The organism is Pseudohongiella nitratireducens, assembly GCF_001642735.1.
GTDB classification, from domain to species: Bacteria; Pseudomonadota; Gammaproteobacteria; order Pseudomonadales; family Pseudohongiellaceae; genus Pseudohongiella; species Pseudohongiella nitratireducens.
Genome location: NZ_LWHM01000021.1, coordinates 123,654 through 146,121, shown reverse-complemented (window position 1 = coordinate 146,121; position 22,468 = coordinate 123,654). Strand labels below are relative to the sequence as shown.

General features: G+C 51.5%; 19 protein-coding genes. 5 read left to right on the top strand and 14 right to left on the bottom strand.

Features of this window, described 5'->3' with window-relative positions:
* Nucleotides 1-380: 380 nt before the first annotated feature.
* The gene (locus tag PSCS_RS08190; RefSeq protein WP_068811598.1) at nucleotides 381-998 is read left to right on the top strand and encodes an outer membrane beta-barrel protein; all 618 of its coding nucleotides are present in this window, start codon (nucleotides 381-383) and stop codon (nucleotides 996-998) included.
* Between the two features lie 58 nt (nucleotides 999-1,056).
* Here the strand turns inward: PSCS_RS08190 and parE are convergent, their stop codons facing one another.
* From parE to PSCS_RS08170, 4 genes are read right to left on the bottom strand one after another with little or no spacing between them, the layout of a single operon-like run.
* Complete coding sequence (gene parE / locus PSCS_RS08185; RefSeq protein ID WP_068811596.1) at nucleotides 1,057-2,979, bottom strand: DNA topoisomerase IV subunit B; 1,923 nt, start codon at nucleotides 2,977-2,979, stop codon at nucleotides 1,057-1,059.
* Nucleotides 2,980-3,001: 22 nt separating this feature from the next.
* Complete coding sequence (cpdA, locus tag PSCS_RS08180) at nucleotides 3,002-3,862, bottom strand: 3',5'-cyclic-AMP phosphodiesterase (protein WP_082866448.1); 861 nt, start codon at nucleotides 3,860-3,862, stop codon at nucleotides 3,002-3,004.
* A gap of 23 nt (nucleotides 3,863-3,885) precedes the next feature.
* The gene (locus tag PSCS_RS08175) at nucleotides 3,886-4,419 is read right to left on the bottom strand and encodes a DUF1249 domain-containing protein (RefSeq protein WP_068811594.1); all 534 of its coding nucleotides are present in this window, start codon (nucleotides 4,417-4,419) and stop codon (nucleotides 3,886-3,888) included.
* Nucleotides 4,403-5,008 carry an NUDIX domain-containing protein gene (locus PSCS_RS08170; RefSeq protein ID WP_188619120.1) on the bottom strand — a complete coding sequence of 202 codons (606 nt, stop codon included), beginning with the start codon at nucleotides 5,006-5,008 and terminating at the stop codon, nucleotides 4,403-4,405. Before PSCS_RS08170 ends, PSCS_RS08175 begins: the two co-directional genes overlap by 17 nt.
* Before the next feature lie 132 nt (nucleotides 5,009-5,140).
* On the opposite strand from PSCS_RS08170, the gene PSCS_RS08165 reads away from it, so the two are divergent.
* Nucleotides 5,141-5,719, top strand: coding sequence for a DUF2889 domain-containing protein (locus PSCS_RS08165; protein WP_068811592.1), 579 nt, complete (start codon nucleotides 5,141-5,143; stop codon nucleotides 5,717-5,719).
* A 92-nt stretch (nucleotides 5,720-5,811) separates the two neighbouring features.
* Here PSCS_RS08165 and pdsS read toward each other — a convergent pair whose 3' ends face one another.
* Nucleotides 5,812-8,013, bottom strand: coding sequence for a proteobacterial dedicated sortase system histidine kinase (gene pdsS / locus PSCS_RS08160; RefSeq protein WP_229694582.1), 2,202 nt, complete (start codon nucleotides 8,011-8,013; stop codon nucleotides 5,812-5,814).
* Nucleotides 8,014-8,043: 30 nt separating this feature from the next.
* Nucleotides 8,044-8,757, bottom strand: a complete 714-nt coding sequence (gene pdsR / locus PSCS_RS08155) for a proteobacterial dedicated sortase system response regulator (RefSeq protein ID WP_068811590.1) — start codon at nucleotides 8,755-8,757, stop codon at nucleotides 8,044-8,046.
* 324 nt (nucleotides 8,758-9,081) lie between these two features.
* Here pdsR and PSCS_RS08150 point away from each other — a divergent pair, with 324 nt between their 5' ends.
* On the top strand, nucleotides 9,082-9,744 hold the full coding sequence (locus tag PSCS_RS08150; protein WP_068811589.1) for a glutathione S-transferase family protein: 663 nt from the start codon (nucleotides 9,082-9,084) through the stop codon (nucleotides 9,742-9,744).
* A gap of 237 nt (nucleotides 9,745-9,981) precedes the next feature.
* Nucleotides 9,982-11,187 (top strand): GGDEF domain-containing protein, encoded by a 1,206-nt coding sequence (locus PSCS_RS08145; protein WP_157885668.1) that lies wholly within the window; start codon nucleotides 9,982-9,984, stop codon nucleotides 11,185-11,187.
* Between the two features lie 2 nt (nucleotides 11,188-11,189).
* On the opposite strand, the gene PSCS_RS08140 is transcribed toward PSCS_RS08145, so the two are convergent.
* Together PSCS_RS08140 and thiC are read right to left on the bottom strand one after the other, a co-directional pair.
* A complete protein-coding gene (locus tag PSCS_RS08140) occupies nucleotides 11,190-12,266 on the bottom strand; it encodes a 3-deoxy-7-phosphoheptulonate synthase (protein WP_068811584.1) in 1,077 nt (358 codons plus the stop codon).
* A gap of 92 nt (nucleotides 12,267-12,358) precedes the next feature.
* The gene (thiC, locus tag PSCS_RS08135; RefSeq protein WP_068811582.1) at nucleotides 12,359-14,290 is read right to left on the bottom strand and encodes a phosphomethylpyrimidine synthase ThiC; all 1,932 of its coding nucleotides are present in this window, start codon (nucleotides 14,288-14,290) and stop codon (nucleotides 12,359-12,361) included.
* Between the two features lie 259 nt (nucleotides 14,291-14,549).
* On the opposite strand from thiC, the gene PSCS_RS08130 reads away from it, so the two are divergent.
* Nucleotides 14,550-15,905 (top strand): TolC family outer membrane protein, encoded by a 1,356-nt coding sequence (locus tag PSCS_RS08130; RefSeq protein WP_068811580.1) that lies wholly within the window; start codon nucleotides 14,550-14,552, stop codon nucleotides 15,903-15,905.
* A 122-nt stretch (nucleotides 15,906-16,027) separates the two neighbouring features.
* Here the strand turns inward: PSCS_RS08130 and hemH are convergent, their stop codons facing one another.
* From hemH to PSCS_RS08100, 6 genes are all read right to left on the bottom strand, one after another.
* Entirely contained in the window at nucleotides 16,028-17,107 is a 1,080-nt protein-coding gene (gene hemH, locus PSCS_RS08125) for a ferrochelatase (protein WP_068811698.1), read from the bottom strand.
* Entirely contained in the window at nucleotides 17,107-17,523 is a 417-nt protein-coding gene (locus PSCS_RS08120; RefSeq protein WP_157885667.1) for a hypothetical protein, read from the bottom strand. The genes hemH and PSCS_RS08120 overlap by 1 nt, the downstream gene beginning before the upstream one ends.
* A 24-nt stretch (nucleotides 17,524-17,547) precedes the next feature.
* On the bottom strand, nucleotides 17,548-18,822 hold the full coding sequence (locus PSCS_RS08115) for an O-acetylhomoserine aminocarboxypropyltransferase/cysteine synthase family protein (protein WP_068811576.1): 1,275 nt from the start codon (nucleotides 18,820-18,822) through the stop codon (nucleotides 17,548-17,550).
* A 41-nt stretch (nucleotides 18,823-18,863) separates the two neighbouring features.
* Nucleotides 18,864-20,306 (bottom strand): GTPase/DUF3482 domain-containing protein, encoded by a 1,443-nt coding sequence (locus PSCS_RS08110; protein ID WP_068811574.1) that lies wholly within the window; start codon nucleotides 20,304-20,306, stop codon nucleotides 18,864-18,866.
* A complete protein-coding gene (locus PSCS_RS08105) occupies nucleotides 20,299-21,720 on the bottom strand; it encodes a DUF2868 domain-containing protein (RefSeq protein ID WP_068811572.1) in 1,422 nt (473 codons plus the stop codon). The genes PSCS_RS08110 and PSCS_RS08105 overlap by 8 nt, the downstream gene beginning before the upstream one ends.
* Nucleotides 21,721-21,801: 81 nt before the next feature.
* Entirely contained in the window at nucleotides 21,802-22,299 is a 498-nt protein-coding gene (locus PSCS_RS08100; protein WP_068811571.1) for a lipocalin-like domain-containing protein, read from the bottom strand.
* Nucleotides 22,300-22,468: the final 169 nt, after the last annotated feature.

Genomic DNA, 22,468 nt, shown 5'->3' with positions numbered 1-22,468 from the left:
ATTTGCCCCTTATCGCCCCGTACACTGAGACGAATTACAAAGAGTTTGAGACGCAATGCAAATGTTTCGAAATTCTCACATCTTGACTGCTAGTTTCAGGAAAAGTCTTAAACTCAGCAGGAACAAATCAGTTTCGAGTGTCTTCCCTTAAACAACCAAAGTCAAGCCAAGACAGGTAGTTTTTGCTATTCATATCAATAACAACAGATATTATTCTGTGTTGTTAATTCAAATTAATGACAACAGTTGACGATAGTACCTAATTACACCAAATTTGAGCTTTCAGGAGATAATCAGAATATTGATTGGAATAATATCTACTTCCTCTCGTTGTCACTATTGAGTCATCTAAAAGTAACAAGATGAAGGGAGAGACGACTATGATGAACATTAAGCGATTGCTTCTGGGTACCAGTATTGCCACTTTAACTTGCGCCTATGCAGGTTCAGCATTGGCCCAGCAGCCAGGAAACTCGCCTTTTTCCTACAATTATCTGGATCTAGGTTATACCGAAGGCGAAATTTTTGATGAAGATTTCTCATCATATGGCGCTCAGGCAGCATTCTCTATCAGCCCTGCTTTTTTCCTGAAGGGCAGCTATAGCACAGGCGAATCAGATCGCTCATTCTTTACTGGCACTGGTTCTGAGCCTATCGAAGTCGACAATTACTCATTTGGTCTGGGCTATCACACACCACTGTCATCAAACACAGATCTGGTAGCAGGCGTCAGCTATCTTGGCAGCGAAGGTGAGTTCGCAGGATTTGAAGAAGAAGGCGACGGCTATGGCGCAAACCTGGGGGTACGGACGCTGTTGACCGATAACTTTGAAGTTGAAGGCGGCATAAACTATGTTGACGGGGATGATATTGATGGCGAGGTGGGCTACGACGTCACTGCCCGGCTCTACCTGACAGACCAGGTCTCACTGAATGCCGGCTATGCTGAAATTAAAGAACAGTCAGGTGTCCGTGCAGGTATCCGGCTGAATTTCTAACCCCTTGCCTGTGTGCATGAGAGCAGCCTGCTAAAGCAAGCACTCTCATGCACATCCATTAGTTCAACATCTCAGCCAGGTTGCCATATTCTTCCAGCCAGTGCTTTCGATCCGAAGCGCGCTTCTTGGCCAGCAGCATATCCAATGCTTCATCTGTTTCACTGTACCCGGCTTTGCCGTCCTCTTCCGGCAGCACCAGTTGCACCAGGCGGCGGGTGTCCCGACTCATGGTTGTTTCACGCAATTGCAACGGGTTCATTTCGCCAAGGCCTTTAAAGCGCTGAACATTAACTTTGACGTTCTTTCTTTCGGCCGCGATGCGATCCAGGATACCGTTTTTCTCGTCATCATCAGTCGCGTAGTAAACATCTTTGGCGGCATCAATACGGTACAGCGGTGGCATCGATACATAGACCCGCCCCGCTGCTACCAATGGTCTGAAATGCCGGACAAACAGTGCGCATAACAACGTCGCAATGTGCAAACCATCCGAGTCAGCATCCGCCAGGATGCACACTTTGCCATAGCGCAGACCGCCCAGATCTGCTGACCCCGGGTCCACACCCAGCGCTACGGCAATATCATGGACTTCCTGTGAGGCCAGAATCTCTGACGAATCCACTTCCCAGGTGTTCAGGATTTTCCCACGTAAGGGCATGATGGCCTGTGTTTCACGATCGCGTGCCTGTTTGGCTGACCCCCCTGCCGAGTCGCCTTCCACCAGGAAGAGCTCGCCAGCCATCACATCCTGAGTGGCACAATCGGCAAGCTTGCCTGGCAGCGCCGGACCAGACGTCACTTTTTTGCGTGCCACTTTTTTATTGGCCTTCATACGCCGCTGCGCCTGACTGATACAAAGCTCAGCCAGTGCTTCTGCATCTGCTGTGTGCTGGTTCAGCCACAGACTGAATGCGTCTTTAACCACACCAGAAACAAAGGCGGCGCACTGTCGGGAAGACAGACGCTCTTTAGTTTGTCCGGAAAACTGCGGGTCCTTCATCTTGGCAGAGAGGACAAAGCAGCAACGCTCCCAGATATCATCAGGCGTCAGTTTGACGCCTCGGGGTAGCAGGTTGCGAAACTCGCAAAATTCACGCATGGCATCAAGCAACCCCGTGCGCAAACCGTTAACATGCGTCCCGCCCTGTGCCGTTGGGATCAGGTTAACGTAGCTTTCCTGAAGCACATCACCCTCTTCTGGCAACCACAGTACTGACCAGTCAACCCCTTCATCATTACCCGCACTGCTGCCGTTAAACGGCTCAACCGGCAACGTCAGGTAATCACCGGTGCCCTGCAGCAGGTAATCATTCAAACCATCCTGATAGCACCATTCTTCACTTTGTGCCTTGTCCTCGCTGACCGTGTTGTCGATGAATACAACGCGAAGTCCGGAACAAAGCACGGCCTTGGCGCGAAGCACATGCTTTAAGCGGGTTATGGAAACCTTTGGGGAATCAAAGTATTTGGCATCGGGGAGAAAACGGACGGTAGAACCTGTGTTACGGCGACCGACACTACCGATCACATTCAACTCGCTCGCCTTTTCACCATCCCTGAAGTCCATTTGATGAACATTACCGTCGCGCCTGATGATGACTTCAAGCTTGCTCGACAGCGCGTTAACCACAGAAACACCCACGCCATGCAGGCCGCCTGAGAAGTTATAGTTTTTATCTGAGAATTTGCCGCCCGCATGCAGCCGGGTCAGGATCAGCTCAACACCTGACACACCTTCTTCCGGGTGAATATCAACCGGCATACCCCGGCCATCATCCTCCACTTCTATGAAGCCATCTTTCTGTAATGTCAGCTTGATAGTCTTGGCGTGACCAGCCAACGCTTCATCAACACTGTTATCCAGTACTTCCTGAATCAGGTGATTGGGGCGTGATGTGTCTGTATACATCCCTGGACGTTTTCGTACCGGATCCAGCCCCGTCAGCACTTCAATTGCGTTAGCGTTATAGCTATTGCTCATATTACCCTTTTTCTCTGTTGTCTCAGTAACCCGGGGCCGACATATCAATAGTCAGTTCAAAGTTTTGCAAGTGGCAAACCCCAGTTTCTATGCGACCATCATCATACAGCTCCAGCCAGCGATACGCAGGCTGTAAAATATCCAGCTCAAAGTCTGTCACATGCGGCTTGAATTGAATGCTGGTGGATGGTGTACAAATATAGCGTATTCCATCCTCATCAGCCCGATCAATGTTCTGGTGAATATGCCCAAACAGAACCGCAGCAATCCGGTGCCGGAAGGGCTGCAAAACCTGTTGAAACGCCGCCGCGTTCTTTAATCCGATTTCCAGCATCCATTCTGATGTGCCCGGTAACGGGTTATGGTGCAGACATACCAGACAAAACTGATCCTGCTTCTCTGCCTGTTCCAACTCAGCCTTCAGGCAGGCAAGCTCCCTGTCGGACAACTCACCATGCACCTCTGCGGGTACGCTCGTATCCAGCATGATAAGACGCCACCGCCCAATGACAACTACCCTGTCACCAATACCACCGCCGTGAGCTTTGGCAATTTCCGCCATTAAATTTGCGTTATCGTGATTGCCAGGCAACCAGGTAAATGGCAAGCCTAGCGGAGCCAGCATGGCTATCAAATTTTCATAAGCGGGAGCTGAGGCATCCTGGGCAAGATCACCAGTGAGTACGATATGATCAATTTTATCCGCTGGCAAATGACTCAGTACCTGTTGAAAGCTATTTACAGTGTCCATACCCAGCAATGTTCTGCCCGGGGTACCGAACAAGTGTGGGTCTGTCATTTGCACAACATAATGGGGCGGCGCACCGGAGGGCGAATTATCCAGGTTCTGCCGATCTGTCTGTGGATACAGGGCTTGTGTCAAAATCTAGTTCTCTACCATTCAACTCAGGTACACAAGGGGTCGTGTCGGGTCATTTCGACACCCGATTGCAGGCACAGGTCCAGCCAGGCTGACAAAAACTCATTAATCTGGTGCTTCTCGTCCTGGTGATACATACGCTCATTCGGAATCGCATTTTTAACTGGCACGCGGCGGTGCCCCTGATAACTTACCGGCTCAGCCGTCATCGCATCATGGTAGACCCTCACCTGCATAACAGGATCCAGGTTAGGAAACCTGGCCGGCCAGACGGGTTGCTGCCGCAGCAGCTGTATTTCCAGTGTCTGAGTATAGCGAAAACTCTCAGTGACACGGATGGAGACCAGCAACTTATTGGCATGATCACTGCTGCTGCCGTTGCGCCTGTGCCTGATCTGCAAATATCGGGTTTGATTCTCACCGGCCACGGCCAAACCCGGCCATAACGCCAGGAGTTGGTGATAATTACCATCACACAGCGACATGTAAGCCGATAAATCCACACGATAGCGTGGCTTGTTAATAGTGTCTGAAGACAATGCGTTACCGTTTGTTTCCATAATTCAATTCAAACCATTGCAGAGCAATAATGGCCATCGCATTATTAATACGGCCATCGTGCAGTGCTGCCAGCACCTCAGATACCGAAAGCACAACAACCTTTATATCTTCATTTTCTGATGCCAGTCCATGAATACCACCTGCCTGGCTACTATCCACCTGGGCATAATACAGGTGGATTTTTTCATCACTGCCACCCGGACTGTTGTAATACTGGCAAACCGGCGTTACGGATTGCACCTGCAGGCCCGTTTCTTCTTTAATTTCACGCCTGGCCATGGTTTCCATATCCTCAGCCTGGTCCAGCATGCCTGCCACCAGTTCCAGTGCCCAGGGGCTCTCTTCTACATTATCAATCAAGCCAATTCTGAATTGTTCAACCATGACAATTTCGTTGCGCTCAGGGTCATGCAACAAAACACCTGCGGCCTGGCCGCGACAAAAAAGCTCTCGCTCGAAAGGCTCTGTCCAGCCACCCTCATACCGCCGATGCCGGACTGTCAGACTTTCCAGGGCAAAAAAGCGCCGGAACAATGTCTTACGCTCTATGACTTCGATGTCTTTTGACGAAAATTCAGCACGATACAAAAAAATCGCTCCTGAGAAAAACCAAAAACAGCGATTATGCCGTAGCCAGCACCGGGTTGCCAGCAACCCACAGAACCGAACGCTTGCCCGATTTTTGCGTTATACTGATAGCGTCTAATTGGGAGGTAGCCAATGCCATTGCCAGAGCCGGCAAAACGCCAGCACATACACACCCGTCAGATTAATTTCACCGGTTATGAGCGCGAGGACGGGCTGTTTGATATCGAAGCTCACCTGACTGACACCAAAACCTATGCCTTTCAGAACAATTGGCGGGGCAGTATCGAGCCTGGGGACCCGCTACATGAGATGTTATTGCGTGTCACAGTCAATGAAAAACTCGAAATCAAAGACATCGAAGCCGCGACCGATAATAGCCCGTTTGCCATGTGCCCGGATATCACACCGGCATACAAATCACTGATTGGATTAACCATGGGGCCGGGCTGGCGACAGGCCATACGACAAAAGGTCGGAGGCGTTCAGGGCTGCACACATTTGACGGAATTACTGTTCCCCATGGCGACCGTTGCCATCCAGACCATCAAACCACTCCAGAATCATCGACGACGTGTAGCAGATTCAGATAACTCACGGTACAAAGGCAAGCCTTTTGTGTTGAACACCTGCCATGCCTGGCATGAGAGTTCCGAGGTAGTGAAAAAAAATGCCCCGGATTATTTTGTGCCCGTCCATCAGGAGTCAGACTGAGCAAAGGGCTGATTGAACCGCGCTATTTATTACTGCTTTCTCTCTGACAGGTCTCTGTCTGACAACTGTTGGTATCGGCAACTACCTTGCCGCTACTCATGCAACAGAGGCACCGTCATGGTGATGGCAACGCCTTCATAGTCAGCAATATTTTCCGCGCGGATTTGCCCTTGGTGGAACTCTGTGATCAAGCGGGCAATATGCAGCCCCATACCCAGATGAGGCTCCCTTTGTTTCTCTTGCGGGCGCACCGAAATCATTGAGTCAAACAACCGGTCTTTCATTTCTTCAGGCAAGTACGGCCCATAGTTACTCACCCGCAATATGGCTTTATCACGACTGGCCCGGCAATAGACGGTGATCGGCCTGTTCTGATAACTGAATTCCACTGCATTGGCTATCAGCTTGTCCATCAACTGTGCAATATATTCGGGGACGCCCCGGATCATAATCCGTCCCTGTAAATCTGCCTGAATCTCCGTATCAGGGTAAGCAAGACGGTAGCCTTCAACACAGCCGGCCAGCACTTTAGCCAAGTCAATTGGCTCTTTCTCTGAGGTCTGCAGCATCTGCTCAAGCCGAGTGGCTTCACTCATATTGGTAAGGATGAGATTAAGACGGTTAATCCCCTCCTCCGCACGCTCGATATAGACAGACGTCTCCTTGTCACTAACCACCATACCGAGATTTTCCAGGGACGAGCGCACTACCGTGACGGGAGTGCGGAGCTCATGCGACAGCCTGGAAGACATATTTTCAAGATAATTAGTGTACTGCCCCAGGCGTTCAACCATATGGAAAAAGCTACGTGACAAATCACCGATCTCATCAGAATTCTGGCTGGCGACGATGGTGTTTTGCAGGCGCCCGTTGTCGTCAATAATATTCTCTGCCTGATTACGCAAGCCCCGGATCCGGGAGGAAATACGGGAAGCAAAGAAAAACAGGCCAAAGACGACGATCAGCATAACGCCAAGAATGGTATTAAAGAGTGTTTCCAGCGCCTGGTTCCGGAATGTCCGCAGACCATTCATGTTCTGATCAACCACCACCGCACCCATTACATCGCCATCAGCCATGATCGGATGAGCCGCCTCGAGAATACGGGTCTCACTGTCATCCAGCGTGCGAAACTGGGTCATCGGTTGCCCGGCTAATGCCGCCGTCAGGTGCGCCCCTTCCAGGGTACTGCCCACATAGAGGTCATCAATAAAGTCATTCGAAGGTTTGGTCAGAATCTGGTAATAAATCGGATGCAACACCCTGTCTTCTACATAGCGCCAGTATTTGTTGATCTGGTCCTCAGCGGGTTCTCTGGAAAGCGCCAAACCAGTGGCCGACTGGATATCACCTACGCTCAGCAGTACCCGATTATTACGATCAACCACCTGTATCCTGGAATTGGTATGCCCCATGCCTTCGACGATTTTATCTATCTCAGGCGTTGGGCGCAGCAGGCTGCCAAGTCGCTCGGCACTGTTCACATCAGAGGTGGCTACTACGGCGGACACGTCCCTGGCCTGGGGGTCATCGACATCGTAGATTGCAAAACCCAGCTGATCGCCCAGCAGGTTCAACGGCAAACGCAATTCGACTGTGTAACCGTCACTGGTCTCGTACCACTGGCCATTGATTCGCTCTTCATGGACAAGAGCACCAATATCCCGAATATCTTCGCCCAGGCGATAGGCATAGATAAACTCAGGCCCTCTGGGCGAGATGACATAGCGGGTCAACTCGTTATCCGGGTTGACCATGGAAATTTGCAGAAAGTCGCTGCGATGAATACTCAAACTGTCTGGTGAGCGGTATACAAGGTTGTCGTCAACAACCTTGATATAGGCATAGAGGTAACGATTATGTTCACCTACCAGCAGACGGAAGTTCAGTGAATCATCATTATGGTAATAACGCGAAAACTCACTCTGCTGGTTTAACGGTGTGGCAATGGTATTGGCCCGTCCATAGGGCAGTTCATACCGCTGATAGTCCCGCCAGTCCATGGTCGCACTGTCATCAAGCGACATGGAATAATAGATCGGGTACACATAGAGGTTTTCCGGACGTTTCGCAGCAGGTGAGAACGTCCCTTCATCAAACAGTTCTGGCCGCTCATTCAGGGCTGTCGCCAGTGCCTGTGCGGTACCCAGAACCACTTCTTCCTGGCCGCGGCGCAGGTAGTCCTCCATTTCCAGGATATACTGGTAACCCAGCCAGGGGATAACCAGCAAAAAACTGGACAGGAAAACCAGCTTGAAGCGAATACCAAAAGGTGTTCTCCAGATGCCTGCCATGGTTAATCGACCCGAAACCTAAGTGACATATCAGCTTTCTGCCCCGGCTACCGGCTGCGTATTCCAGCGATAGCCCATGCCGTATACCGTCTCAATGCAGTCAAAATCGGAATCTACTTGAATAAACTTTTTACGCACCCGTTTGATATGCGAAGTAATAGTACTGCCATCGACAAATATCTTGGATTCCTGCATCAGCACCTGACGGCTTTTGACATGACCGGGAAATTTGACCAGAGCATGCACCATCCAGAATTCTGTGACCGTTAACGGCACTGATTGCCCGTCCCACTGCACCGTCAATCGGCCTATATCCAGTACAAGCTGATCACGCTGCAACAGGTTCTCTGGCGATGTCGGCTGATTCAAGGCATCCTGGCGGCGGAATAGCGCCGCGATACGCGCAGACAAATGTGGCAGACTGATGTCCTTGGTCAGGTAGTCGTCAGCGCCCATACGCAACCCGCTGACGGTATCAAAATCATTATCCCGCGCGGTCAGGAAAATAATTGGCAATGCTTCTGACATGGAGCGCAATGCCTGGCATAGCGCGAAACCACCATCTATCTCGTTTTCAAGGCCGATATCAATAATCGCCAGATTGGGAAGTCGCAGATCAAAAGCTTTCATCGCTTCTTTGCGATTGGGGAAAGTCTGTACTTCATAACCTTGCTTGCGCAATACATCAGCGTAGTTCTCGCGGATTGCGGCTTCATCTTCAACAATTGCAATGCGTCTTGCCATAAAACACCCTGGCCCGTTACTTGATTCTAGCGTTGTTGCTCAGACATGCTAAGTCAGCCTGGCAACAGTGCTGACTATATCGCATTTCTCCATGCCTCATTATCGACGGCGGACTTGCCTGACTGGTTTGTCAGCATTTTGCCATAATTAGTCAGGACATCGCCTTTGTTTATGCACCGGGCTGCAATAAACCTCTTGTCTAATCGAATATCAACCTCTTAAACACAGAAGACGGTTTACAACAAAAACGGTTAACTACAACGCTGAACAATAAAAGACCGTTGAGAATAAATTCATCGACAACTAAGTTGGGGCAGCCAGATCATGAAGGCAGTAAAACTGGTCATTGGCAATAAGAACTTTTCCTCCTGGTCCATGCGGCCTTGGTTATTATTAAAACACTTTGGGATAGACTTCGATGAAGTACAGGTTCCCTTGTATCAACGCAATACTGCTGAAAAGCTCGGCCCGCTTTCGCCTTCATTGAAAGTACCGGCATTGCTGCATCAGGAAACCACGGTCTGGGACTCACTGGCTATCTGCGAATACATATCCGAGGCATTGCTGGATGGCAAGGGCTGGCCTGCCAGTCCACGTAAGCGCGCCACAGCACGATCAGTATGCGCCGAGATCCATGCCGAATTTCCGCATTTGAAAGAACACTGGCCAATGAACTGTAAAGCCTCCGTTGATCTGTCCGTTCCCGAGCCCATCGCCAATGAAATTGCCCGCATTGATGCTATCTGGAGTTGCTGCCGACGTAAACATGGCGCTGGCGGAGAGTACCTGTTCGGCAGGTTTTCCATTGCAGATTGCATGTATGCACCGCTAGCCATCATATTTAACAGTTACGGCGCGGTACTTAGCGCTGAAGCCCAACGCTATGCTGACACCTTGCTGGCAGATCCCTGGGTCCAGTCATGGATAGCTCAGGGTCAGGCTGAACCAGACGATACCGCATCATTGAGCATTGTCAGTAACCAGTAACTTTTCCCTCAGCTGGAACCTTAACGGCTGAATACCAGCTCCTCCCAAGCAGTAGTAGTGTAGTAGTAGAAGTGCAAGCAAGTAAAAAAGAGGGATACACAATGAAACTTGAGTCGCTAATTTTATCGTTGTGTTGATTTACCTCTAGAACTGATGAGTTATTCAAGGCAGGTCATTGACCTGCCTTTTTTTTACGGGCAATGTTGCATTTTTGAAAACAAGATCAACATAGCATCTATGCTGGAAAAATTGCGCCATTTATTTCTGCATCAACGAGCGTTGCACAAGCAATACCGACTAACGCTGATTCACAGGACGGTTAACCGTTTCTTTTTTATTGGCATGGTAGCCTCACCAGTCTCTGCTGCTCATATATGGTTGTTTTCACAATACCAAGCGACGACTGCTGCTGAAGCCCAGTGGCGAACCGGGCTGCTCGTGTATCACTTTGCACTGATGATAGCGGCAGCTGTGCTGGCGCTAATTGCCTGGCATTGCCGTCAACGACCAGTGGCTCCGGGCATGCTGCGATTTACCTATTGGCTGGGCTTTATCACTGTTTTGCTCGCCGGGGTCGTTGTCGTCACCGTCGATCAATTAGTGACTCCGGCTGTCACGCCCTTTCTTATCGCATGCACCGTAATCGGCGTTTTATTTCTCATGCCTCCCTGGCATGCCACTGTCATCTGCTCAGTGCTTTATGTGTGCTTCTACTATGCTGTCGGCATCACTCAGACAGACCCTGAAATCCTGTTGTCGAACCGGGTGAACGGATTAACCGCTACCGGTGTGGCTCTGGCATTGTTACTGATCCAGTGGCGCAACACGACTGTTCAGCTCAACCAGGAATCCCGGATACAGGAGCAGCAAGCACTGCTGGAAGACAGTAATCGCCGCTTGCAACGCCTGGCAACAGAGGATGAGTTAACCGGACTGGCAAACCGCCGTCTGTTTAACTTACTGGTCAAGGAAGAACTGGTCCTGCAACAACGTCACGGCCGACCACCCAGCCTGATCCTGCTGGACATTGATCATTTTAAAAAGGTGAACGATGAATATGGCCACCTGACCGGGGATGAAGTCCTGAAGTCACTTGCTGCCATTTTACGAAACTCGGTTCGAAGCAGTGACCTGGTCTGCCGGTGGGGTGGCGAGGAATTTGCCATCTTGCTCAGGCACAGTTCCGCCCAAAAGGCGGCAGAGGTTGCTGAAAACCTGCGAAGAAAAGTAGAAGAGGCGACGTTCCAAGTAAACGGCAAACCTATCAGAATTACAATCAGCCTGGGTATCAGTGAGTTTGATCACTCACGAGAAGAGGCACTCGACGAAGCCTACCAACGTGCCGACCATGCACTGTATAGCGCAAAAAACAACGGTCGCAACCAGGTACAGACCTCGCCCGCCACTCAAACCACAAAAAAAACTGAGGTGCCCGTCGTCTGACGTTAGTCAGCCACACGTTTGGGCAGCACATCACGAAGCTTGTCTGCCATCTCCAGAATGCTTCTTTCGGTTTCAGCCCAATCGATACAGGCATCCGTCACTGACACACCGTATTTCAGATCATCCAGGTTCTTGGGGATTTTCTGGTTGCCGAAATTAATATTACTTTCCAGCATCAAACCAATAATGGACTGATTACCTTCCAGAATCTGATTGGTCACATCTTTCAGTACCAGTGACTGAATCTGTGGATCCTTATTGGAGTTGGCATGACTGCAATCGATCATGATGTTCTGGTTAACACCACCTTTTTCCAGTGCCTGCTCTGCTTTTGCCACATGCACCGAGTCATAGTTAGGGCCGCTGCTGCCACCACGCAATACGACGTGTGCATACGGGTTACCCTTGGTGCGAACAACCGAAACCTGTCCTTCCTTGTTGATGCCCAGAAAGCGATGCGGGCTGCTAACTGACTGCATTGCGTTCACAGCCACGGTAAGGCCACCATCAGTACCATTCTTAAAGCCCACTGCTGATGACAGACCGCTCGACATTTCCCGGTGAGTCTGGGACTCAGTGGTTCTTGCACCAATAGCTGACCAGGCAATCAGGTCCTGCAGGTATTGTGGCGAAATCGGATCCAGCGCTTCTGTCGACGCAGGCAGGCCAAGCGACACAATGTCCAGCAGCAGTTGACGACCGATTTTCAGACCTTCTTCAATCTGGAAGGTATCATCCATAAAGGGATCGTTAATCAGACCTTTCCAGCCCACAGAAGTGCGCGGTTTCTCAAAATAGACACGCATCACCAGGCACAGCGTATCATCCACTTTGGCAGCCAGTTCCTTCAAACGGTGAGCATAATCCATGGCCGCTTTCGGGTCATGGATTGAACAGGGCCCTACCACAACAAACAGCCTGGGGTCTTTCCTGTCCAGGATATTGAAAATGCTTTGCCGGGCGTTTTGCACTGATTCCAACGCCTTGCCTTCCAGTGGCATCTGTTCTTTCAACTGCAAAGGCGTCATCAGGGTCTCTATCGATTCGATGTTCAGGTCATCAGCTTTCATTTCAGACATTAAAGCAACTCTTGTATTCGGGCAGTGCACGCTCGGAAAACATACCATCTGTTCCGGCGGCACTGCATTAATAATGTAATCCCAACCGTGGATTAAACCTTGTGGTACAGCTTGCGGCCACTGTTGTTATATTCTTCAGACATTTTGGCCATACCCGCCTCAATCTCGGCACGGGTTGCAGCCGTTTCTGCATTTTCTTCGCCATTGTCTCCCTGAGCGGCAGCGTAATCACGCACTTCCTGAGAGATTTTCATGGAGCAGAATTTAGGTCCACACATGGAGCAGAAGTGGGCCACTTTGCCAGAATCCTTGGGCAACGTTTCATCGTGATAGGCGCGCGCAGTTTCCGGATCCAGACCCAGGTTAAACTGGTCTTCCCAGCGGAATTCGAAACGGGCTTTCGATAGCGCATTATCACGTAACTGCGCACCCGGATGTCCTTTGGCCAGGTCTGCTGCATGAGCAGCAATCTTGTATGCCATCAGACCTTCTTTTACGTCCTGCTTATCAGGCAGACCAAGGTGTTCTTTTGGCGTCACATAGCAAAGCATGGCACAGCCAAACCAGCCAATCATGGCAGCGCCAATACCGGATGTGATGTGGTCGTAGCCAGGTGCAATATCGGTCGTCAATGGCCCAAGCGTGTAGAACGGCGCTTCATCACAGACGGCCAGTTGCTTGTCCATATTCTCTTTGATCATGTGCATGGGCACATGGCCAGGACCTTCGATCATGCACTGCACGTCATGTTTCCAGGCGATTTTGGTCAGCTCGCCCAGCGTTTCCAGTTCACCGAACTGAGCCGCGTCGTTGGCATCAGCCACAGAACCGGGGCGCAAGCCATCACCCAGCGAGAAGGTCACATCATAGGCCTTCATGATTTCGCAGATGTCTTCAAAGTGCGTATACAGGAAGTTTTCCTTGTGATGCGCCAGGCACCACTTGGCCATGATCGAGCCACCGCGCGATACGATACCGGTTACACGTTTGGCCGTCAGTGGCACATAGCGCAACAATACTCCGGCATGGATGGTGAAGTAATCAACCCCCTGCTCAGCCTGTTCGATCAGCGTATCGCGGAAAATTTCCCAGGTCAGATCCTCAGCTACACCACCGACTTTTTCCAGTGCCTGGTAGATCGGCACCGTACCGATGGGCACCATGGAATTACGGATGATCCACTCGCGGGTTTCGTGGATATTCTTGCCCGTGGACAGATCCATGACGGTGTCCGCCCCCCAGCGCGCCGACCAGGTCAGCTTCTCGACTTCCTCTTCAATGGAAGAGGTCACTGCTGAGTTACCGATGTTGGCATTCACTTTTACCAGAAAGTTGCGGCCAATGATCATCGGCTCCACTTCCGGGTGGTTAATGTTGGCTGGAATAATGGCGCGGCCGCGAGCCACTTCATCGCGCACAAATTCAGGCGTGATCTCTCTGGGAATTGCCGCACCAAAGGACTGCCCCGGATGCTGGAACTCAAGATCACCCGGTGTAGCGACACGATCGCCAAGCTGTTCACGCATCTGCGCAATGCTCATGTTTTCGCGAATCGCGATATATTCCATTTCCGGTGTAATGATGCCTTGTCTCGCGTAGTGCAGTTGGGATACATTGGCACCTGTTTTGGCTCGGCGAGGCTTGTGGATATGCTCAAACCGCAGATGCGCTGTTTGCACATCAGCCTGACGCTGCTGGCCGAATCGGGAAGTCAGCCCCGGCAATGTCTCGGTATCGCCACGCTCAGCAATCCAGGGTTCCCGGATGGCGGGCAGCCCTTCACGCAGATCAATCGTGGCGTCCGGATCTGAGTAAATACCGGAGGTGTCATAGACACGCAACGGCTCGTTTGGCTCCCGGCCATTCTCTGTCAGCGTATCCGACAGGATGATCTCGCGCATAGGTACACGAATGTCCGGACGCGAACCGTTTACATACACTTTGCGCGAGTTGCTGAACGAATACTTGGTTTTATCGTCCAACTGGGTAATTCTGTCGAGAAAGTGTTCGGGGTTGGCGCTCATTACTCTATCCTACTGTCTGGCCTGTGTTTTATGCGTCAGGACGTGAATTCAGGGATGCCCATTATGCCTGAATATGGCTCAAAGTGTTACCACAGAGCCACTCAATTCGTTGCAAAATAGTGCCTTTTGTCATTTGGCCAAGGTATTGACACTGTGTAAAATTGCATCAGCTCTGCAGGACCCGTCAGCGGCTATAATACTAATAAAGAACCGCTGCTGATCATTTCAGCTAAAGATTGATCTGACAGGATTTCTTATTATGGTACGTTTTTTCCGCACAACAGCAATCGCGGCAGGCTTGCTTGTTGCTTCTAATCCAGTTTTCGCTGACGACCTGGTCACTATCATGGAACTGGCCATGCGTAATGACCCGACACTGCGTCAGGCTGAAGCACAACTGAATGCCAATCGCACACAGCTGGATATGGCGCGCGCCAGCATCCTGCCCCAGGCGAATGCCACTTTTTCTGAGCAACGCCAGAACTCCGGCCTGGCAGGTGACATCAGCTACACCGAACTGCCAGCCAGTACCCGACGCTACAGCTTGGGACTTTCGCAGGCACTTTTTAACCTGTCAAGTTGGTACAACTATCAAGGTGCCAAAGACGCAGAGCGTGCACAAATCCTGAATTTCCAGGCACAGGAACAAGACCTTATCATTCGGGTCGCGACCGCCTACTTTAACGTGTTGCGCGCCATTGATGATTTGACAACACGTCGTCAGGAAGAAGAAGCGTCGCAGCGCCAGTTTGAACGCACCCAGCAGCGCGAAGAAGTAGGCCTGGTTGCCATTACAGAAGTCTATGAGGCTCAGGCAGTGTACGACCTGGCGCGCAACAACACGATTCTTGCCCAGGATACCCTGGCCACCAGCTACGAGGCTCTGGAAGCCATCACCGGCCAACCTCACCCGAACATCGACACGTTGGTCGATGACTTCCCCGCAGAGCAGGTTGAAGGTGACATGGAGCGCTGGGTCAGTGAAGCACTGAACAATAATCCACAGTTACTGGCCGCCCGTGCTGCCGTGGAAGCACAAACGGAAGTTACCAAAGCCAGACGCTCTGCTCGTCTACCGACTGTCAATCTGCAGGGCGGGTACCAGTATGTAGACTCCACTGCTAATCAGGGTACTGACGGCTCGGTTCGGTCTGCTGGCGCCATTGAGGGTGTCAGCCTGTCTGTTCAGGTCAGCATTCCCTTATATACCGGCCACTCACTAACTGCGCAGCAGGAACAGGCAGAATACAACCTGGTCGCGCAGCAGGAGGCAGCCACACTGGCAAGGCGCCAAACCACGCAAAACATCCGCAACGCCTACCGCCGGGTTAACACGGATGCACTGGTGATCAATCAACGTCAGCAGGCCATTGTATCTGCCGAAGCCGCACTGAATGCGATCGAAGCAGGTTACGAGGTTGGCACCCGTAACATTGTTGATGTGCTCCAGTCTCGCCAGCAGTTGTTCGTTGCCCTGAGAAACTATTCCGATGCACGTTACAACTACGTCATTGATTCTCTGGAATTAAAGCGAAGAGCTGGTGTCCTGACTCCGCAGGACATTATTGACCTGAATGAATGGCTGACTGACGAAAGCGAATCCGCAACTCAGTGAAAACAAAAAAGGGTCCAAGCAAAAGCATGGGCCCTTTTCATTTCTGTCTTCTTTGCCGTGTTATGCACAACCTGAGTTGTCTTCTTTTTGTCCCTCTGCTGTCCGGCCGACCTGATTACTCGTTAACTTTTTGCACCTTTCGCTCTGGCGCGGGATTCTCGCTGATGATCAATTTGCGGTAACGGCCAGCCTTGCAGGTGCTGTAACACGAGTTCACTTAATGCATCGATATGGGCTGGGTGATCATTGAGTGCGGCAATGTATTCATATCGCTCACCTCCGGCTTCGACAAAATAATCCCGGTTCTCTTCGCCGATTTCTTCAATGGTTTCCAGACAGTCTGCCGAGAACCCCGGACAAAACACCTGCACGGATGTGACCCCTTCTGCCGGGAGGCTTTTCAGTGTCTCATCCGTATAAGGTTTTAACCATTCCTCTTTACCAAACCGAGACTGGAACGTGGTCAGAAATTCACCACTTTGCAAGCCCAGTGCCGCGGCTAACAACCGACTGGTTTTATGACATTCGCAGAAATAAGGGTCGCCGTTATCCAGATAGCGTTGCGGGACGCCGTGATAGGAAAACAGCAGGCGGTCAGCCCGACCATGCTGATCCCAATGTTCGCGAATGCGAGTCGCAGCCGCCTCAATGAACAGGGGATAATCATGATAATGGTTAATGAAGCGCAGTTCAGGTATCCAGCGACGCTCACGAAAATCGGCACTGACGGCATCAAACGTGGAAGCCGTGGTTGAAGCCGAATATTGAGGATACAGAGGCAGCACCAGCAACCGGCGCACACCGGCATCCATCAATGCCTGGATGCCATTTTTGATCGATGGATTGCCATATCGCATGGCCACTTCCACCACCACATCATCCCGACCTTTTTGTGCCAGCGCCGCTTTCATGGCATCACCCTGACGCTGAGAGTGTACCAGCAGCGGCGAGCCTTCTTCCGTAAAGACCGTTTTATAGGCTGCCGCAGAACGCGCTGGCCGGATGTTCAAAATGACACCATTGAGTATCATCCACCACAATGGACGAGGCACTTCAACCACCCGAGGATCCCAGAGAAACTCTTTCAGGTAGCGCCTCAGTGCAGACTTCTCAGGTGCGTCCGGCGTGCCAAGGTTCGTCAGAAGCACACCGACTTTATCCATCTGTGCATGAGTGAATTCTGGACTGCCTTTAAACATGATCAAACATCCTTTGTGCTACTATTTTCCTGCCGACTGAGATAGGAAGCTATCACAAACTGGGGTATCGACAGCACTGTCACGAATATCATGGCCACAGGAAACAGCGTATTACCATACAATATGGAGGCAAATACCTGACCCAGCATCATGCTCAATGGCCAGCGCCAACTGCGCTCCGGGCACTGCTGGGTCAGCCAGGCTGTTCCCAAACAGAAAAGCGGCCAGCCCAGCAAATAATACCAGGGGGTTGCCCAGGCGACTGATACATTGGCCAGGCTGGCCACCAGGATGTAGCCAGCCAAGCCTACGACACCTGCCATCAGATGAAAACGCATCTGAAGCGATTTTCTCCCATTCGACTCCTTACTATTACTGGAATCAGCTTCGGATGGTTTACTTTCTGTGTCGTTAGTCATGCTTTTTTCTATCTCCTTTGACACTCACCCGACTTGAGCCAACGCCTGGTCGATATCGGCAAGAATGTCATCGATATGTTCGATACCAACAGAAAGTCGAACCAGATCTTCGCTGACGCCGGCAGTCGCCAGCTCTTCTGGACTTAACTGACGGTGAGTCGTGGTTGCCGGGTGGCAAGCCAGAGATTTTGCATCACCAATATTCACCAGCCGCAAAATCATTTGCAAGGCATCGATAAACTGGGCACCCGCTTCCCGACCACCTTTAATGCCAAAACTTAAAATACCGGACGCCTTACCATCACAAATCTTCTGGCAGACAGCCTGATAGGGACTGTCAGGTAGTGCTGCGTAATTGACCCAGGACACTTTGTCATGATTTTTCAAGTGCTGTGCAACACGCTCGGCATTTTGACAGTGACGCTCCATTCTCAGCCCCAGCGTCTCAAGTCCCTGCATGATGAGAAACGCGCTGTGTGGTGACAACGCCGCACCGGTATTTCTGAGCGGCACCACACGACAACGACCGATAAATGCTGCCGGCCCCAACGCTTCAGTATAGACAACACCGTGATAGGAAGGGTCCGGTTCATTCAGCATCGGAAAACGGTCTTTGTTGGCAACCCAGTCGAAGCGTCCGGAATCAACAATAATGCCACCTACGGTGGTACCGTGTCCCCCAATGTACTTGGTCAGGGAGTGAACGACGATATCAGCACCATGATCAATGGCCCGACAAAGGAACGGTGTCGCAACTGTATTATCAACAATCAATGGCACACCGTGACGGTGAGCAATGTCGCTTAAACGCTTTAGGTCTACGACATTACCCGCCGGGTTACCTATCGATTCACAAAACACGGCACGGGTTTTATCGTCAATCAGACTTTCCAGTTTCTCATAGTCATCAAACGATGCCATGCGCACATCAATGCCCTGATTCGGTAATGTATGAGCAAAGAGATTGTAAGTGCCCCCGTATAGCTGGCTGGTACTGACAATGTTGTCGCCAGCACGTGTAATACACTGAATGGCGTATGTGATGGCCGACATACCCGAAGCCAGTGCCAACGCAGCGATACCGCCTTCCATTTCTGCGACCCGTTGCTCCAGTACATCGTTGGTCGGATTCATGATACGGCTGTATATATTACCCGGCACTTTCAGGTCGAACAGGTCAGCCCCATGCTGGGTATCATCAAACGTGTAGGATGTTGTTTGATAAATCGGGACAGCCGCCGCTTTCGTGGTCGGCTCGGATTGGTACCCATGATGTAATGCCAGTGACTCCAGTTTCATACGCTTCTCCCATCATTCAGTGTTATTTATTGAGGTATTATTTACCTGGGCTCATTCAAGTCAGGCATTTTATCCGCCATTTCTTTGGCCACTTGCTCTGCCTGGGCAGTAAACCCGGGGCTCTCCCACCCTTCTTTGGTATATGCCCATTCCGGATGGCGACGGGCAACTCTCAATAGCTTTGGCAAGGTAGACTGCATGGCAGCCGACAATTTGCTTTCCTGCTCTCCATCGACATTGGTCCGGGTTCTCGCTGCATGCCCGCGGCGCTCCAGAGCAATAACCAACGCGCATTCTCTGGCAGCCAGTCCGAGCAGGATATTATCATCAATGCGAAGTTGTTTTGCGCCGGTCAGCTGCCCTTTTAACTGTTCCCCGAAATGCCGGAATGTCTGCCATCCCCCACCGATAAGGGCCCCCGTGGCGGCAGCAGCACCGAGCGTCATGCCACCGAGCAGGACGTCCACACCCAGACCAGCGGCTGCACCAGCGGCGGCTCCACCTCCCACTCGAATGCCCATTTCCTGCAGGGTATCGGGGTCAAAAATATCTGTTTGCCAGCGACCATTGACCAGAGGTAACTGACTGGACGCAAGCTCATCCGGATAGAACCGATAAAGACTGAGCAGATGCGAAACACAGCGTTGCTCCCAATCTCTGACCAGGGTATTTAATGTGTGCGCCGCCGATTCAAGATCCGACTCTGACTGTACATCAACTATGCGGCGAAGCCCCGCACAACGAACCAGCAATGCAGCGATTTGACTTAGTGCTGCGCTGCGCCTTTGCCGGGCATCATCAGCGTGACTCTCCACCAGCGCGTGCAATTCAGTGGCATGGGAATCCAGTAAACTAGCCATCTTCCCGTACAGCAAGCGCTCACCATCAACGGGAGGCACCACCGTATCAAACCGGATAATGGCATGCAGCCCCAAACCCGCCATGGCCTCACGCCAGGCTGCCTCATGACTGACATCATCAGCGACGAAATTCAGCAATGGCATGAGTGGAATCCCGCAGAGATTCAACACTGCCAGTTCATCTCTGTGTTTGGCCAGCACATTATCCCGTGCATCAATTACGAACAGGGCAGCATCACACTGCCGCATCTGCCGCAAGACTTTCGCCTCCTGCTCAAACTGATGCGATGCGGGTGATGAAGCCAGAAATCGATCAATACGTTGCGGCCCTGGCTCACGACTGCCTGATCGGGACTGTTCATCTAGCAACGCCAACAATTCAATCGGTTCTTCAATGCCAGGCGTATCGAAAAGTTCCAGCACTACCCGCCCGTCTACAAACAGCTGGGCGCATTCAACATGCCGTGTTGTCCCTGGTAAATCAGCCACCTCACCAAATCTGGCATCCCGAGTCAGGGTCCGCATCAGAGACGTTTTCCCGGTATTGGTATGGCCCACGATTGCCAATCGAAGGGGTGTTTTCTGGCCATCGCTGCGCTGTTGGTGTTTGTGTGGTTCAGACATTGCCCTGGCTCTCCTCCTGCCATGAGGACGAACCTGCTTCCGGTTGCAACCACTGACGAACCTGATGCCAGTCAGTCATCACTCGTTCCTCTGGCAATTCAGCCTCGGTCAAAAGCTGGCGCCAGATAACCTGGCGGTCTTGCTGTCCAGTTTGCGGCGGCATAAGGAAGATACCCAACTTGCCGGCACATGCCCCCGCTCTGGTTAACCAGCGCAGTGTACCGCGGTCCGGTGAATTGCCAGACTCACAAAGAATCAGCAGCTTTTTCGGACGCGTGGCTTTCAGCCAGTGAAGTTCCTCTTCCCGCTCTACCCGGGTATCCACTTCACGAATCTGCCCGGCAGATAATCTGAGCTCTTCGCTTGTCTGTGAAGCATCCAGTTCAAAACGAATGGCCGCATCCGGCCCATCAAATACCCCTTCAGGCTGGGCAAATCGAGCTGATACCAAAGCATCGGGCGCAGGGTCTGTAATTCGACCGCCAGTGGCGGTTGGCAGGCAAATCCCCAGCACTCTTTGCCAGTATGGATGGCTGAGATCAAGCTTGGCAAAGCGTGCACGCAAAGTAAGCGCCAACAAACAGATGACAAAGGCCAATAAGCGGGGCAGCAAACCGTACATGATAACGACGACAATCATCCAGCTTGCCCAGGCACGCCGTTCCTCATCTGCCAGACCGGTGCCGTTGTCCGCCAAGGTCAATGTATCACTGCTCACACCGAGTATTCGGGGTAGCCAGGACAGTGACTCCTGCAGCCATTGCAACACACTGCCGGGCAACAGCGTAGTCTCCCAGCTAAACGAGTAATATTGAAAGGAAAAGGCAGTCAGTAACGCCAGCACACTGCCGAGCAATCCAGCCAGCCACACCAGCTGACTGACACTGCCCAGCCACCAGGGCATGAGCTTGTTTCGCTGACTCAAGGTGACGAACCCTTGCGCCAGTTCTGCGCCGTGATGACCACGCAGGCGCGCCAGCAAGCTCAACAACAGCCGTCCGGACCAGGCACCATCACTCCGGATAAACAAGCTGATTATCCAGATTAACAGCATGAGAAAGTGGATACCGAGAATGGCCGACAGGGACCAGGGAATATTGACGACACCTTGCTGGCTGTCGAGCATCGTTATCGCACCGGTGAAACCGGCCAGCAATGACAGCAGCATGCCAATCATCAGGAATAGCACTGCACGACGCTGCCAGCGCAATTGATCCTGAACTAACCCATCACGCTCTGCGACTGACAGAGACCAGTTTACTGCTAATGTCTGTGGTGCGTTATCGGGTGTTGCCGCCCTGACCTGGCTGACAGCCTTGTGATTCAGCCAGTCAGCGTTAACCGAATTGATCACCCTGAGGGTTTCAGCCAGCCAGAGCCCTGCAAAACCGCTGCGTTTCGTCTCTGATCCCAATGCCTGTCCTTACATTAATGCCTGCATTGACGCATTTTAACGGAAGCGGGCCAGAGACGACACCAATCCAACCAATCCCGTTTAATTCGATTCGATTCGGCGCCAGGTCAATGTGCCAATCAGACGGCCGTCTTCATCTTTCATGGACAGCTTCAGCAGCCCGTCATCCGTAAACTCATAGTACCTGACGTTATCTTCACCAACCCAGCTGCCACGTGTTGGTGAACCGGTGACATGATGCGTCACAATACCATTGGCAATATCCCAGGAAACCGACCCCCAATATGCAAAACCACCACTAATTCGCTCACTGCTTTGCGCGGCTCGTTCCGGCAGATCCTTTGGCATCCCCTGCGCTGACATTTCGTCATTATCGTCGTACATGATGCGACCGACATAGTTATTGTCGACAACATCGCCATTTTCGCGGAAGCTGACAAAACTGACCAGTTCATAGTGGCCGACAAACTGCTGTTTGACTGCTGCCAGTTCATCACTATCAGCAGCCATAGCCTGATTGCTTGAAAATATCGCCAGTAATGCCCAAAGCACAGGGCTGACTTGAAATAGCCGTTGCATGACACGCTCCTTGAGGTCTTGTTTGTTGTTGTATCCTCTGACAGAGACTGATCATACGTCGCCAGCATCGTGCGCGCAAAGCAAAGCAGGGTCGTTTCATCGAAAAACAGGACAAATGTGAGCTAACCGTCACACCCGGTGAGTATAGTGGCCCCAACTTTACACCTTG

Coding starts and splice junctions, on each gene's coding strand:
- PSCS_RS08190 (WP_068811598.1), top strand. CDS start 381: ATGATGAACATTAAGCGATTGCTTCTGGGTACCAGTATTGCCACTTTA.
- parE (WP_068811596.1), bottom strand. CDS start 2,979: ATGAGCAATAGCTATAACGCTAACGCAATTGAAGTGCTGACGGGGCTG.
- PSCS_RS08175 (WP_068811594.1), bottom strand. CDS start 4,419: ATGGAAACAAACGGTAACGCATTGTCTTCAGACACTATTAACAAGCCA.
- PSCS_RS08165 (WP_068811592.1), top strand. CDS start 5,141: ATGCCATTGCCAGAGCCGGCAAAACGCCAGCACATACACACCCGTCAG.
- pdsS (WP_229694582.1), bottom strand. CDS start 8,013: ATGGCAGGCATCTGGAGAACACCTTTTGGTATTCGCTTCAAGCTGGTT.
- pdsR (WP_068811590.1), bottom strand. CDS start 8,757: ATGGCAAGACGCATTGCAATTGTTGAAGATGAAGCCGCAATCCGCGAG.
- PSCS_RS08150 (WP_068811589.1), top strand. CDS start 9,082: ATGAAGGCAGTAAAACTGGTCATTGGCAATAAGAACTTTTCCTCCTGG.
- PSCS_RS08145 (WP_157885668.1), top strand. CDS start 9,982: ATGCTGGAAAAATTGCGCCATTTATTTCTGCATCAACGAGCGTTGCAC.
- PSCS_RS08140 (WP_068811584.1), bottom strand. CDS start 12,266: ATGTCTGAAATGAAAGCTGATGACCTGAACATCGAATCGATAGAGACC.
- thiC (WP_068811582.1), bottom strand. CDS start 14,290: ATGAGCGCCAACCCCGAACACTTTCTCGACAGAATTACCCAGTTGGAC.
- PSCS_RS08130 (WP_068811580.1), top strand. CDS start 14,550: ATGGTACGTTTTTTCCGCACAACAGCAATCGCGGCAGGCTTGCTTGTT.
- PSCS_RS08120 (WP_157885667.1), bottom strand. CDS start 17,523: ATGACTAACGACACAGAAAGTAAACCATCCGAAGCTGATTCCAGTAAT.
- PSCS_RS08115 (WP_068811576.1), bottom strand. CDS start 18,822: ATGAAACTGGAGTCACTGGCATTACATCATGGGTACCAATCCGAGCCG.
- PSCS_RS08110 (WP_068811574.1), bottom strand. CDS start 20,306: ATGTCTGAACCACACAAACACCAACAGCGCAGCGATGGCCAGAAAACA.
- PSCS_RS08100 (WP_068811571.1), bottom strand. CDS start 22,299: ATGCAACGGCTATTTCAAGTCAGCCCTGTGCTTTGGGCATTACTGGCG.